This window comes from Pantoea ananatis LMG 2665 (assembly GCF_000710035.2).
In the GTDB taxonomy this organism is placed as follows: Bacteria; Pseudomonadota; Gammaproteobacteria; order Enterobacterales; family Enterobacteriaceae; genus Pantoea; species Pantoea ananatis.
Window position 1 is genome coordinate 210,962 of the sequence record NZ_JMJJ01000006.1, and the last position, 12,961, is coordinate 223,922.

13 protein-coding genes are annotated in these 12,961 nt (G+C 50.4%); 6 read left to right on the forward strand and 7 right to left on the reverse strand.

What is annotated here, in order from left to right; translation table 11 throughout:
- Positions 1-34: 34 nt before the first annotated feature.
- Positions 35-541 carry a GNAT family N-acetyltransferase gene (locus tag EL29_RS14495; protein WP_014605096.1) on the reverse strand — a complete coding sequence of 169 codons (507 nt, stop codon included), beginning with the start codon at positions 539-541 and terminating at the stop codon, positions 35-37.
- A 316-nt stretch (positions 542-857) separates the two neighbouring features.
- On the opposite strand from EL29_RS14495, the gene treF reads away from it, so the two are divergent.
- Positions 858-2,516 carry an alpha,alpha-trehalase gene (treF, locus tag EL29_RS14500; protein WP_071785178.1) on the forward strand — a complete coding sequence of 553 codons (1,659 nt, stop codon included), beginning with the start codon at positions 858-860 and terminating at the stop codon, positions 2,514-2,516.
- Positions 2,517-2,587: 71 nt separating this feature from the next.
- On the opposite strand, the gene EL29_RS14505 is transcribed toward treF, so the two are convergent.
- From EL29_RS14505 to EL29_RS14525, 5 genes are all read right to left on the reverse strand, one after another.
- Positions 2,588-3,097, reverse strand: a complete 510-nt coding sequence (locus EL29_RS14505) for a ferritin-like domain-containing protein (protein ID WP_013027125.1) — start codon at positions 3,095-3,097, stop codon at positions 2,588-2,590.
- Positions 3,094-3,591 carry a YciE/YciF ferroxidase family protein gene (locus tag EL29_RS14510; RefSeq protein ID WP_014594535.1) on the reverse strand — a complete coding sequence of 166 codons (498 nt, stop codon included), beginning with the start codon at positions 3,589-3,591 and terminating at the stop codon, positions 3,094-3,096. Before EL29_RS14510 ends, EL29_RS14505 begins: the two co-directional genes overlap by 4 nt.
- 502 nt (positions 3,592-4,093) lie before the next feature.
- Positions 4,094-4,258, reverse strand: a complete 165-nt coding sequence (locus EL29_RS14515; protein WP_006118264.1) for a con-10 family general stress protein — start codon at positions 4,256-4,258, stop codon at positions 4,094-4,096.
- A gap of 612 nt (positions 4,259-4,870) precedes the next feature.
- Positions 4,871-5,689 (reverse strand): alpha/beta fold hydrolase, encoded by an 819-nt coding sequence (locus EL29_RS14520; RefSeq protein ID WP_014605095.1) that lies wholly within the window; start codon positions 5,687-5,689, stop codon positions 4,871-4,873.
- Between the two features lie 135 nt (positions 5,690-5,824).
- On the reverse strand, positions 5,825-6,784 hold the full coding sequence (locus tag EL29_RS14525; protein ID WP_013027128.1) for a sensor domain-containing diguanylate cyclase: 960 nt from the start codon (positions 6,782-6,784) through the stop codon (positions 5,825-5,827).
- Between the two features lie 440 nt (positions 6,785-7,224).
- Between EL29_RS14525 and EL29_RS14530 the strand changes: the two genes are divergently transcribed.
- The 3 genes from EL29_RS14530 to EL29_RS14540 all read left to right on the forward strand — a co-directional run bounded on the left by EL29_RS14530 (position 7,225) and on the right by EL29_RS14540 (position 10,243).
- Positions 7,225-7,467 (forward strand): hypothetical protein, encoded by a 243-nt coding sequence (locus tag EL29_RS14530; protein WP_028715778.1) that lies wholly within the window; start codon positions 7,225-7,227, stop codon positions 7,465-7,467.
- A 112-nt stretch (positions 7,468-7,579) separates the two neighbouring features.
- Entirely contained in the window at positions 7,580-8,242 is a 663-nt protein-coding gene (locus EL29_RS14535) for a YfdX family protein (protein ID WP_015699559.1), read from the forward strand.
- Positions 8,243-8,659: 417 nt separating this feature from the next.
- Complete coding sequence (locus EL29_RS14540) at positions 8,660-10,243, forward strand: methyl-accepting chemotaxis protein (protein WP_028715779.1); 1,584 nt, start codon at positions 8,660-8,662, stop codon at positions 10,241-10,243.
- Between the two features lie 128 nt (positions 10,244-10,371).
- Here the strand turns inward: EL29_RS14540 and EL29_RS23450 are convergent, their stop codons facing one another.
- Complete coding sequence (locus EL29_RS23450; protein WP_367302974.1) at positions 10,372-10,431, reverse strand: hypothetical protein; 60 nt, start codon at positions 10,429-10,431, stop codon at positions 10,372-10,374.
- Here EL29_RS23450 and EL29_RS14545 point away from each other — a divergent pair.
- Entirely contained in the window at positions 10,427-10,825 is a 399-nt protein-coding gene (locus EL29_RS14545) for an acyl-CoA thioesterase (RefSeq protein ID WP_501039633.1), read from the forward strand. The two genes, EL29_RS23450 and EL29_RS14545, sit on opposite strands and share 5 nt — an antisense overlap.
- Positions 10,826-11,120: 295 nt before the next feature.
- Positions 11,121-12,407 (forward strand): methyl-accepting chemotaxis protein, encoded by a 1,287-nt coding sequence (locus tag EL29_RS14550; protein ID WP_028715780.1) that lies wholly within the window; start codon positions 11,121-11,123, stop codon positions 12,405-12,407.
- Positions 12,408-12,961 lie beyond the last annotated feature (554 nt).

The following is a 12,961-nucleotide window of genomic DNA, read 5'->3' on the forward strand; positions in this document are numbered from 1 at the left end:
TTCTACGGGTGACGAAGCACGTAAGGCTTATTGCTCAGCGTTCGGGTTCTTTGTCCAGCCGCATCAGCAAGGTATCGTGATAAACGCCGTTGACATAAAGCGCGGCCACATCCGTGCCATAGGTCTGAAACCCTGCCGAGCGGTAAAGCCGGACGGCCGCCGTATTGGTGGTGCTCACGGCGAGCTTCAGGCAGCAGCATTCACCGGCTTCGGCTATCGCGGCCGTGAGTAACGCCTTTGCCAGCCCGCTTCCACGCCATTCCGGGCACAGATACATTCCCCAGATAGTGGCGTAATGGCGCTGTTTCTGCGCGGCATTAAAGCGCACACCGACGATGCCACCCAACCGGCCCCGATCGTCTGCTCCTGCCAGCACGCAGTTTTCACGTAGCCTTGCCGCAAAAAACGCGTCAGGCTGATGACGCTCAGTGTCATAATCTGCGCCAAAGGCAGCGGGATGACGCTTGAGCCCGTCAAGCCTGATAGTCCGAAATGCCGCCATATCCCGGTCAGTGAGACGCTGTAAGGTATAAGGTTTCACGCTAAATTGTCCTTCGCGGTCTTGTTCACGCCATTGTGCTCCATCGTGACATTTTTGTGTATTATCACCTTCACCTGCGTCATAAACATTACCCTCCGGGTAGATTAAAATTTATTTCGTTGTTACCTAAGAGATTCATCTGAAATGCATTTACGGCTAAACCCGCCATATTTAGTTGAATTGACTGTGTTTTATTCAATGCATACGATTAATAGACAATTTTTATTACGTTCATAGACAATCTGCATTGTTGTTCCTGCCTGCGAGAGGTCTATAATTCCTTCTTTGTGCAACCCCGTTCGCTCAGGAGGCCGTTATTAATACTTATCGCCAGCAACTCAATGCATTCGAAGAGAATCGTGCCGGGGCGGAAGTTGAGTATCAATACGATCCCCATGAACTAAAGCTGGACCGCATGCAAGATTCTGAACCCGAGCCGGAGCTGATTGAAGGCTTACCGGCTCCGGATGCGCTGACGCCTGCCGATCGCTACCTTGAGCTGTTCGAAGCCGTCCAGATGTCAGGCATTTTCGAGGACAGTAAAACTTTCCCCGACTGCTCGCCTAAGTACGATCCTCTGGATGTGCTGATGCGCTATCGTCGTCAAAAGCGCAGCAAGGAGTTCGACCTGTCGCGTTTTGTTGCTGAGCATTTTTATATGCCGGGCATTAATGAAAGCTTTTACGTCTCGAATCCCGACAAGACGCTCAACGAGCATATTGACGATCTGTGGCCGGTGCTGACCAAAATGCCGCAGCAGCATATGCCGCACTCATCGCTGCTGCCGTTGCCCAAACCCTATGTCGTACCGGGCGGTCGCTTCGGTGAAACCTACTACTGGGACTCTTACTTCACCATGCTTGGTTTGGCGGAGTCGGGCCGCGACGACCTGCTGCGCCACATGGCGGACAACTTCGCGTGGCTGATCGATAACTACGGCCATGTCCCAAACGGCAACCGTACCTATTACCTCAGCCGCTCACAGCCGCCGGTGTTCGCCCTGATGGTTGAGCTGTTCGAAGAAGATGGTGTGCAGGGCTCTCAGCGCTATCTGGAGCAACTGATGAAAGAGTATCAGTTCTGGATGGATGGCGCGGGCTCGCTGATGCCAAACCAGGCTTACCGCCATGTGGTCAGAATGCCTGACGGCTCGCTGCTGAACCGCTACTGGGACGACCGCGATACGCCGCGCGACGAATCCTGGATTGAAGATGTGGAAACGGCGCGTCATTCAAAACGTCCGGCAAGCGAAGTTTACCGCGATCTGCGCGCAGGGGCGGCATCGGGATGGGATTACTCGTCACGCTGGCTGCGTAACCCAAAACGCCTGGCCAGTATTCGCACGACACAATTTATCCCTATCGATCTCAATGCGCTGTTGTACAAGCTTGAGTTGATGATAGCCACGCTCTCGCATGCTAAAGGTGAAGAGCTGACTGCGCTGGCCTGGCAGAAAAAGGCCGAGGCGCGTAAGCGGGCGATTACCCGTTACCTGTGGGACAGCACGGCAGGAGTCTTTCGCGATTATGACTGGCGCCGTGCGCGCTTCGGTGCCTTTACCGCCGCCGCCGTCGTGCCGCTGTTTGTCGGGCTGGCAACGCCCTATCAGGCCCACCTGCAAGCTATCGCCCTGCGCCACCTGCTGCTCAGCAACGGCGGCCTGCTGACCTCAATGGTGGAAAGCGGTGAACAGTGGGATAAACCGAACGGTTGGGCGCCCATGCAGTGGATGGCCGTTGTGGGCTTAAACAACTACGGGGAAGAGTCGCTGGCGAACGAGATTGCCGTTAACTGGCTGACCACGGTGAACAATTTCTACCAGCTGCACCATAAGCTGGTAGAAAAGTACGATATCAGCGGCGATCGTGCCCGCCCGGGCGGCGGTGGCGAATATCCGTTACAGGACGGCTTCGGCTGGACAAACGGCGTAACGCGTCGCCTGATGGCGATGTACGGTCATTTAATGGCTGACTAACCGCCGCAGAAGCACGTAAAAAAGCCGGGAACATTTCCCGGCTTTTTACCGCCTGCGGCACCGCAAACGCATTATTTCTTCGCTTCAACGCCCGGCTGCGCGGAGCGCTGCAGGAACTGTTGCGTCACCTCAGGCAGATGCTGGAACAGCCATTCAGCCATCGCAATCTCCTGATTGCGAATTTCGCTCAGCACTCTGACACCTTCACTGTCACCGACCTGTTCTGCTGCCGCAATCAGGCTGGTATAGCTGGCGATCTCTGCGTTCTCGAACACATAGCCGCTCATCGCCCCTTTCACGACTTCATCAGAGGTGAACATACCGCCGATCGCCTGCCCCATTGCCGCCATTTTTCCCATCACGTCTTTCATGATGGAGTGGTCAATGCCGTGACGATCCAGCAGCTGCTCGAGCAGCTGAAGCTGATGTTTGGTTTCTTCCAGATGCTGTGCCAGGCGTTGTTCCAGTGCCGGGTAGTGCTCAAGGCGGCCCGACATTTTGCTCAGCATGCTCTCGGCCTGCTTCTCCATGGCATGCGCATCGCGTAGCCAGTCATGATAGTTTTCAATCGCCGTGGTCATTTTGCTGCTCCTTCAACCGTGCTGATCGCCTGAGCAAGAGTGGTGAGTTTTACATCGGTTTGTTTTTCTTCCTCAAGCGTCAGTGCCAGCAGCTTCGCCGCTTTGGTGTAGCCTAGCTTGAGTGCCAGCGCCTGCAGGGTACCGTAGGTCGCGATTTCATAATGCTCAACTTTTTGCGCCGCTCCGATCAATCCCTGATCGCGTACCTCTCCCTTTTCTACCGACTCGATAATTTCCTGTGCTTCTTCCGCCAGCCCTTCCAGCGCATGACATTTCATACGTTTAATTTTTACCTCGGGCGTGGCCTCAACTAATTCATCCAGACGCTCAATTTGCCCGCGTGTCTCTTCAAGGTGCTGATTAAACGCAGCAACCAGGTTTTCATCACTGGCAGCGCGCGCCATTTTTGGCAGAGCCCGGGCAATCTGTTTTTCTGCACTGTAAACATCTGACAGGTCGTGGATGAAAAGATCATTTAACGTTTTAACAGTCATGAAAAGAGCCTCATTAATTAAACAGCAGCACCGAGGTTTCAGCGCCGCTTCAGTCAATCGCACTTTATATAACCTTAGTGGAGTTGGCGGGAATAGTGTTTAACTTTGCAAAACCTGACAACATAAGTGGCATTAAAAATGCATTTTTTTCTTTCATTACCAGTGATTTATCTTTTTTAATTTAAATTTATTAAAAATGAGGATCTGTTTAAATTCATCCAAATCTGTACGAATATTCCCATTCGCGTACAACTTAGCACCCAAGGAAAATAATGCCCATTCCGCCCATTGGATTGAGGTTCCATTTTTTATATTTATTTTTTGATGTCAGCGGAGCGCTGAAAAAGACACCGGAAAGGGGGCGTTCTTTCCGGTAAGATTCTTGCGACCTCACACCAGAGCGTGTTTTCACAACAGGTCAGACGGGAAGACAGAAGCGTACTGAACGTATTTCCCTTTTTTAAACCGCCAAAGATAATAGCAAGTCATTGTAAGTAAATGATTAACTACGACGGCTTACTTTACCTCCTTTGCGGCCTGCTTCGATCGCTCGCTGCGGGTCATTCTTAAAGTTCCCACCGCTGTTCTGCCCGCCTTTACGCCCGGCCTCTGCCGCGCGCTCTTTATCTGCGGCGAAATTACCCGCGCCACCACGATATTGCGTCATTCTGTATTCTCCTCAAATTTCATTATTCAACTGGCACAGTTAAAGCTGCATTACCTTAAAGGCTACAGAATTAAATGTAGCCATAAAAATCACCTTATCAAGCATAAACGCTGAGCGCTGGCGTGGGTTGCCAGACAAAACCATTTTGCGGCTCATCCCTTTAATTCTTTAGTAACGAAACTATCTAAACAAGAAACTTAACGAGAATGGCGATCATGTCAGCCCTGTGACAGCCACTCTTCCCGCCCCCTATTAATCGATCGATTCATTAAAAAGTCCACCCCGTTTTTCTTTATAAGCGAAGCGGTAAATCGGATCAGCATCACGGAACGTCGTCAATATGATCAATAAATGTTCTTTTTAACCACGCCTGATAAAGCAAATTCAACAACATCACACTTCCATCATCTGAAAATAAGCGAAGCGGTAAATTCGTTAATTATCGATGTTTCTGTTAAAAGCAGATCATTAAATAATCAAAAAAGCATCAATTAGTAAAACGGTCATGAAAAATAAAAGAGAAGAAGGTAAAAAAGGTTTTTTAAATAAGCGAAGCGTTGAGGAATAAAAAAAACGCCCTGACGGGCGTTGCTTTCAGATTATTCTGTTCCGTTACTGTTGTAAAAACGTCAGTAAATCCTGATTGAGTTGGTCCTGATGCGTGACGGCAAAACCATGTGGGCCATTGTCATAGATCTTAAGTTCCGAACCCGGTATCAGCGCATGTGCCAGCTTGCCCGTGGCTTCAAAAGGCACTATCTGGTCATGACTGCCGTGAATAATTAAGGCTGGCACATCCACTTTCCCCAGATCTGCGCGGAAATCTGTTTCGGCAAACGCGGTAACACAGTCCAGCGTTGCTTTAAGCGATGCCAGTAAAGCGATGTTTAAGGTCTGCGTGAGCACGCCTTCTGAAACCTGCTGACCGGCATTGGTGCCATAAAACGGCGCAGCAAACTCGTTGATAAACTGCGCGCGATCTTTCAACAATCCCTGTTTAATGCCGTCAAAGACCGATTTCTCGACACCTTCGGGATGATCGTCAGTCTGGCCGAAAATCGGCGTTACCGCCCCCAGCAGCACCAGCTTTTTAACCTTATCTGTCCCGTATTTTCCGATGTAGCGTGACACATCCCCGCCGCCCATTGAGAAGCCAATCAGGGTCACGTCTCTGAGTTGCAGATGTTCAATCAGGCAATGAATGTCGTCAGCAAAGGTGTCGTAATCGTAACCGTCCCAGGGCTGATCGGAACGCCCAAAGCCACGTCGGTCAAAGGCGATGGCGCGGTAGCCGCGTTCTGCAAGAAAATTGAGCTGACTGTCCCACATGTCCGCATCCAACGGCCAGCCATGACTAAACAATACTGGCTGACCTTTACCCCAGTCTTTGTAATAGAGATTATATCCATCTTTGCTTTTAAACAGACTCATGCGTGCCTCGCTCCAGGTGGAAGTCATTACGCCTCAGGCCTCCGCCGCTCATGTTGCCGCGACAGCGCTGGCAGAATGGTGATACCACATAAGCCTGGCAGAGGGCGAAAAATGTTCCAGTCGCGGGAAGCGTCCTTATAAGCCTTCCCCGTGTGACAGGGCGACGCCACATTTGCCATTTTTTTTGATGCTGTACATGGCCTCATCGGCCCGGGCGAGCGCGCTGTCAAAGTTCTCGGGGCTGTTAACCTGAACCACACCAATCGAAGCGCCAATAGACGCTGTACCGTTAGCCAGTTCGAAGGGCTGGAGGGCAGCTTCAAGACAGGCTTGTGTGAGTTTATCTGTGAGCGGATGGGACAAGGCGAAAGGGATCAACAAAACAAATTCATCTCCGCCCAGTCGGCCAATAATGACATTAGACGGACAGGCGGCGATAAAGCGCTGGCTGAGCTGAATCAGAACGTCGTCGCCGCTGCGATGCCCCAGCGTATCGTTGACGTGTTTGAAATTATCTAAATCAATAAAGGCAATGCAAAACACGGCTTCCGTTTTCATATCGCGAAAATGGGTGAGTAATGCATGGCGGTTAGTTAACTGCGTAAGAGGATCATGCATCGCCAGTGTCGCCAGCTGCTCTTCGTACTGTTTCTCTTTGGTCATATCAATATGGGTGCCCGTTACTTTGGAGGGCCTTCCCTGCTCGTCCCATTCGCTGACCCGACCGCGATCCAGTACCCAGGTGATCTTGCCCGTTTTGCCCACCATGCGGTGCAACGCCTCATAGAAAGGCGCCTTTCCGTTAATATGATCGTAGAAAGCCTTCAATACGTCGCTGGCATCGTCCGGATGCAGGCAGGATTTCCATACGTCGAAATGCGCACCGACTTCTTTGGGCTGAAAACCCAGCATCGATCCCCAGCGTCGGTTAAAAATGACCAGTTTGCCGCTGGGAATATCCAGCTGCCACAAGCACAGTCCTGTTCCGTCCAGTGCGGCGCTTAATTTATTACGGGCATCGTGCGCAATACGCTTTAATCGCGCATTGTGCTTTTTTAAATTCGCGATTTGCTGCCGCAGAGCTTCTTCAGACATAGCGATTACTGGAAAGGGAAATGACTATTTTGCCAGTGCCAGACGTTGTGTAAAGCAGCCTACTCAAAAGAAGACGAGACGCGGATAAAATCCACACACACAGGATTTCCCACGCTTAACGGCCACCGGGCCAGCACACGACAAAATCTTAAGAGGAAAAAGACAGTGTGTTTCCTCTGTCGTTACCCGCCTTATTTTCCCGTTAACAGGATGATGAAAATTCAACCTGATGTCAGCCTGTACGTTTTCTTCTATAGAAAACTCAGGTTTCTTAAAGAACGGAGGACCTGTTACAAACTCATTCATCTAACTCAATGACTTTTAATGAAAAATAAAGATGAAAAATGTAACGATGACATTTTTCTGCAAACTCATAATCACACTTAAATATCTTTCGGGTGTTAATTAAAGACGTCAGCACGACATCAAGGAGATAAATTATGGCCCGGTTAATGACCCTTTCTTTTCACGGCAGCCAGTGTGAAAACCCGTCACAGCAGGATGTACACCTTACCGAAGCATGCTTTTCAGGCGATATGTTTTTTACCCAACTGCGCGGCAGCAACTGCCCTGTAAAAGATTACGCCTCAGACAGCGCCGCTCCCGATCGTTTCTGTGTCAGTAATGCTGTTCTGGATAATCATTTCCACAATAGCAAAACCCAGACGGCGATATTCATCTGACAATCACTGTCTATGATTTTCCCGGAAAGATTTATTACCCGTAATAAGGCACGCTTTATGTAATTAATGACGTTAGCACCTTTCGGATGCATACATACAGAGGATTAATATCATGAAAAAGATGATTGTTAGCTCAATGATTGTAGCCGTATTAGTGTTTACTGGCGGAGCCGCTGCCGCTGAATCTTTTAAAGACAGCCACACGTTAAATAACGAAGTCGTATCCGCGCAGGCGGCCCAGGCGATGAATGATATTCAGCTTTCTCGCAACGCGTTATTTAACGGTCAGACGCAACAGGCAAAAGCGCTGGCCACCCAGGCAGAAACCTACCTGAAAGATAATAGCGTGGACTGGACCAAATATATTCGCTACGACAAGAAAGCTCCTATGAATGGCGATAACTATATTCGTATCGGTTCTGACGTCTCCGTTTCAGAAGATTATCAGTTTTCGAAACAGAAAAATGATGCTATCGATCAGGCCAACCAGCATATCAAAGCGGGTGATAAACAGGGCGCGCTTGATGCGCTGAAACTGGCAGGCGTTGCCGTTACCGAAACGCAGGAACTGATGCCGTTGCAGCAGACTGAAAACGATGTTTCCAGCGCACTCGCCATGATGAAACAGGACAAATACTATCAGGCAGGTATGTTGCTGAAATCCGCTGAAGAAGGGGTAATTTATGATACTCAAACCTATTCTGAGCTTCCTGTGAGCCCAACGATGCACCACACCCAAACGGGCGCTCATGCGCAGACAGGGAATAAAGGCTAATCATCGCAGTTAATAAAAACGACGTTATTTAACTGCTCTGTCGCTTTCATTATTTCGAATGAAAGCGACATTTTTTATACATATCCATTAGCAACTTTCTCCATGTTTTTTTCTGCATTAGCGTTTTGAATCCCTTCACCTCCGCAAAGCGAAATTGCTTTCTCTTTATTAAGCTGTTTTGTCACGTGCTTATGGAACGGCTAAAAGTCACGTGACTGCTCGTAACATACGGTTATGTTATCCCCACGGCATCGTATCCTTTCTATAGATAACCCAGGTAATTATCTGCGGCTAACCTTAAGGACAGGTTTTATAAAAAAAGGAGGTGCGGTTATAAACTGCCACTCTTCTTTGCCGATAAACGAAATGTAATGGCTTTTATCACAAAAATAATAAGATCACTTATCGGGGAAAAACATGAAAATCACAACCGGCCGTAAAATCGCCTTCGCGTTCGGCATCATCGTTATTGTTTCGCTGATTGGCAGCAGCTTGTCGATCGCCAATTTTCTTAAACTGCGTCAGGCCAACACCTGGAACATCCACAGTTATCAGGTCATGAGCGTCAGCGACAGTATGCTGACCGATATGGTGAATATGGAGACGGGCGTGCGTGGGTTTGTTGTTTCAGGCAATGACAATTTCCTGGCACCGTTTAACGCTGGTAAAACCGCTTTCGATCAGAAGTACAATCAGCTTCGCAGCATGACGGCGGATAATGCCGAGCAGCAGCAAAGGCTGACCTCGCTGCTTGAACTGCATAACAGTGTTCAGGCTGTGGACGATCAACTGATCGCCTTGCGCCGGGATGTAAACAGCGGCAAACAACCGCTGGAAACGCTGACGCATTTCTTTCAGGAGGGCCGCGATAAGGCATTTATGGATCGCTATCGCGCCCTTGCCGCTGAATTCAACAACGCTGAAGCTACGCTGTTAGCTAAACGCTCTGAAGAGGTGAACAGCCTGGCCTTTGCCACCAAAATGACGCTGAGCCTGGCCGGTATTATTACGATTCTGCTTTCGATTATTCTGGGTACGTTTATTACGCGCAGCATTATCCGCGCACTGGGCGGCGAGCCAAAAGCGGCGGCCGATATTGCCGGAATGATTGCGCAGGGTAACCTGACCGTGGACATTGCTGTTCCGCTTAAAGGCCAGGGCAGCCTGATGGCGTCGCTTGAAGCCATGCGTCAGCAGTTGGTCACCATCGTCAGCGGCATTCAGTCGTCTGCGGAGCTGATCAACAATTCAGCCAACGAAATCGCGCAGGGCAATATCGATCTGGCTCAGCGCACAGAAGAGCAGGCTGCCGCGCTTGAACAAACGGCTGCCAGCATGGAAGAACTTACCGCCACCGTTCGTCAGAATACTGACAACGCACGTCACGCCAATAATCAGGCCGACACTACATCACATGTGGCGATCCAGGGCGGGGATGTCGTGAAGCAGGTGGTGGAAACCATGCGCTCTATTTCAGAAAGCTCGGGCAAAGTTGCCGAAATCATTTCAGTCATTGAAGGCATTGCATTCCAGACCAATATCCTGGCACTTAACGCCGCCGTTGAAGCCGCAAGAGCGGGCGAAGGTGGACGCGGATTTGCGGTCGTCGCCGGTGAGGTGCGTTCGTTGGCCTTACGCAGTTCAACCGCGGCCAAAGAGATCAAAGATTTGATCACACAGTCGGTCGAGCATGTGGCGAAAGGCTCAGGCCTGGCAAGAGAAGCCGGTAATACGATGGAGGAGATCGTGAAATCGGTGCAGGGCGTAACGACCATTATGGGCGAAATAACCATCGCATCGGATGAGCAGAGCAATGGTATCGGTCAGGTCAGCATTGCCGTTAGCCAGATGGATCAGGTTACCCAGCAGAACGCCGCGCTCGTTCAGCAGGTTTCCTCCGCCGCGCAGGGCATGCTGGAACAAACCGTGATGCTGCGCAACGCAGTGTCTATTTTCCGCACCGAAAGAAGCGGCACTCTCGCGGCGCCGGCTTTCCGATAACTGACGCGCTTTTCTTCCGATAACCGCGTTTTATCGCCTCACCCGGGCCAGCGCCTCGCTGGCCCGGCCATGTTACAGCATGATATATCACCGTACGCGGTCCCCGCGCATCCCCAATAAAAAGCATTTCACAAAGCGCCAATGATCACTAAAGTGAGCATAACCTCACTCACTACTGGCGCTATTATGTTTACGAAAACGTATCAGGTTGACGAAAAGCACATCGATTTTCAGGGCGTGGTGGACGGACTCTACTATCCGTTTTATATGGAATGGACACGTCACGCTTTTATGAAAGAGCACATTGGTGTCGATCTCGAAGAAGAGTTTACCGCGGGTCGTATTCATATGCTGCTGGAGTACACCCTGCGCTTCAAAAAGAGCCTGAAGAAAGGTGATGAGATGCAGGTGACCTGTACACTGGCGGCCAATGAAAAACGCAACCGCGTTAACTTCATCCAACAAATTCTGGTGAATAATGTCGTTTATGCCGAGGCGGTTTTCACCGGCACCTGTCTGGAAAACGGTCGCCCTGCCATCCCTGAATTTTTGCGCAGTGCAATACCGGATAACCCGTCATAACGCGGCTTCAGGCCGCTTCATTGCAGCACCATCCGCTCCCCGACACTGACAGTGTTGAGAGCGAAACCTACGCTGAGGGGCATGCGCATTGTTGACGTCACCGCATGCCCTTTGTGAATAGCGTGATGCACCTCACCAGACTTTAATTGTGTCCGTAATGTGACCTAAATATGACACGCGCGATGCCGATAACGTTAGTGGACCCGAGCCGATCGACCTCCCTGTAAACAGGTCGCTGTCTCTCCACTACGTGGTCAACTCTTTGACCTTTTTACGGCTATAAATGGAGAGTGCTATGTTTTCCTTTACGCGTTTTAAACCGGGCAAAACCCCGCTGAATGTCTCCGACGATCGGAGTAACGTACAGGCGATCAAAGCCTGTAGCGGCTGGATTGAATTTACGCCCGAGGGCATCATTCTTACGGCCAACCCGGTCTTCCTGGCGGTCACGGGCTACCAGCTCAGTGAAATTACCGGCCAGCATCATCGTATGTTCTGTAAGCCAGACTTTGTGCGCTCTCGTGAATATGCCGAATTCTGGGCAACCCTGGCATCAGGTCAGTCTTTCAGCGGCATCTTTGAACGCTACAGAAAAAATAAAAGTCTGCTCTACTTAAGCGCCAACTATTTCCCCGTGAAAGACAAACACGGCACCGTGAAGAAAATCATCAAAATCGCCAATGACATCACTGACCGGCACGAAGAGCTGACGCATAAAGAAGCGATTATTACTGCGTTGAACAACTCCATGGCGATGATCGAATTTACCCCGCAGGGCGAGATCCTCAACGCCAATAAAAATTTTCTGACGCTGATGGAATACGATCTTGCGGCGATTCAGGGTAAACACCACCGTATATTCTGTTTTGATACCTTTTACAAAGAAAACCCTGATTTTTGGCAGAAAATTCAACATGGACGCGCGTTCACCGGGCGTTTTGAAAGGGTAACGGCATCAGGAAAACGTGTCTGGCTTGAGGCCAACTACAACCCGGTGAAAGATGCTGCGGGGCACATTTATAAAGTGATTAAGCTGGCTTCGGATATCACCCAACGTGTCGTCACGGCGCAGGAGGTTGCGGATATTGCCATGAATACCTCTGAAAAAACGTCGCATCTCACCGCGAATACCCATGAGGTTCTGAGCCAAACGGTGCGAAATGCAGAATCCATGGCCTCTCAGGTAACAGCCGCTGCGGAGATCAGTGACAAACTGAATTATTCGGCCAAAGACATCAAAGAGATTGTCTCCACGATTCACAACATTGCCGGACAAACCAATATTCTGGCGCTGAACGCCGCCATTGAGGCCGCACGCGCGGGCGAAGCGGGACGTGGGTTTGCGGTAGTCGCGGAAGAAGTCAGACGTCTTGCCGCCTCCACCTCTCAGGCAACGCAGAAAATCAGTAAGGTGGTTGAAGAAAATGCCAGTCTTATCGGCGACATGCATCAGCAGCTTGATGGCATCAACAGTTTTCTCACGACGGAAAACGACAAGATGATTCATCTCTCAGACAGTATTCAGGAAATTTTCAGCGGTGTGAACGAATGCGTTACGGTGATCCATCGACTGAATGTGTGACGGCACAGGCGATGTTGCAGGCAGACATTGGCGACACCGCCTGAGATGTCATCGCCACGCCAGCGCCCCACCCGCAGGCGCGTGATTGTTTGGCTCGTCAGTCCCTGCCACTATCCGCCCTCTACGCGCCTGTATTTTATTCTCGTCGCCTGCATGTCAGCCCGGCAGAGGCCGGTACTGGGGATTGCGCTATCGCCGGTATCTTTTGCTGTCCATCTGAGAAAGGGGAGCGGACGCCATTACCTTGCGCTGCGCTCCTCAGGTATTTCGTTGTCTTACGCAGAGCGCCTTCGCTTAAGCCGATGATAAAAATGCAGCTGGGTTGCCCGAAGTGAAATCAGTCCAGCTGAACGAACGCCTGTCAATCGAATCATCCCCCGATTCATTTGGATAACAAAAACGTCCCCAATGTTTTTTGTCATCATTCAACAAGTTATGATTAACAATTCCGCCGGTGGGCTGGCAATTTCTAATGGCTTCCGTCCTGAGACAGGCCGTCCGCTGCCCCTGCCGTTTTTTCAGTCGGAACAGCAAACATGGCGAGAGAACCCGCT

What these genes read in the sequence shown, in the direction of transcription:
- EL29_RS14505 (WP_013027125.1), bottom strand. Translation starts at nt 3,097, where the DNA reads ATGACCACGGCGATTGAAAACTATCATGACTGGCTACGCGATGCGCAT.
- EL29_RS14510 (WP_014594535.1), bottom strand. Translation starts at nt 3,591, where the DNA reads ATGACTGTTAAAACGTTAAATGATCTTTTCATCCACGACCTGTCAGAT.
- EL29_RS14515 (WP_006118264.1), bottom strand. Translation starts at nt 4,258, where the DNA reads ATGACGCAATATCGTGGTGGCGCGGGTAATTTCGCCGCAGATAAAGAG.
- EL29_RS14520 (WP_014605095.1), bottom strand. Translation starts at nt 5,689, where the DNA reads ATGAGTCTGTTTAAAAGCAAAGATGGATATAATCTCTATTACAAAGAC.
- EL29_RS14525 (WP_013027128.1), bottom strand. Translation starts at nt 6,784, where the DNA reads ATGTCTGAAGAAGCTCTGCGGCAGCAAATCGCGAATTTAAAAAAGCAC.
- EL29_RS14530 (WP_028715778.1), top strand. Translation starts at nt 7,225, where the DNA reads ATGGCCCGGTTAATGACCCTTTCTTTTCACGGCAGCCAGTGTGAAAAC.
- EL29_RS14535 (WP_015699559.1), top strand. Translation starts at nt 7,580, where the DNA reads ATGAAAAAGATGATTGTTAGCTCAATGATTGTAGCCGTATTAGTGTTT.
- EL29_RS14540 (WP_028715779.1), top strand. Translation starts at nt 8,660, where the DNA reads ATGAAAATCACAACCGGCCGTAAAATCGCCTTCGCGTTCGGCATCATC.
- EL29_RS14550 (WP_028715780.1), top strand. Translation starts at nt 11,121, where the DNA reads ATGTTTTCCTTTACGCGTTTTAAACCGGGCAAAACCCCGCTGAATGTC.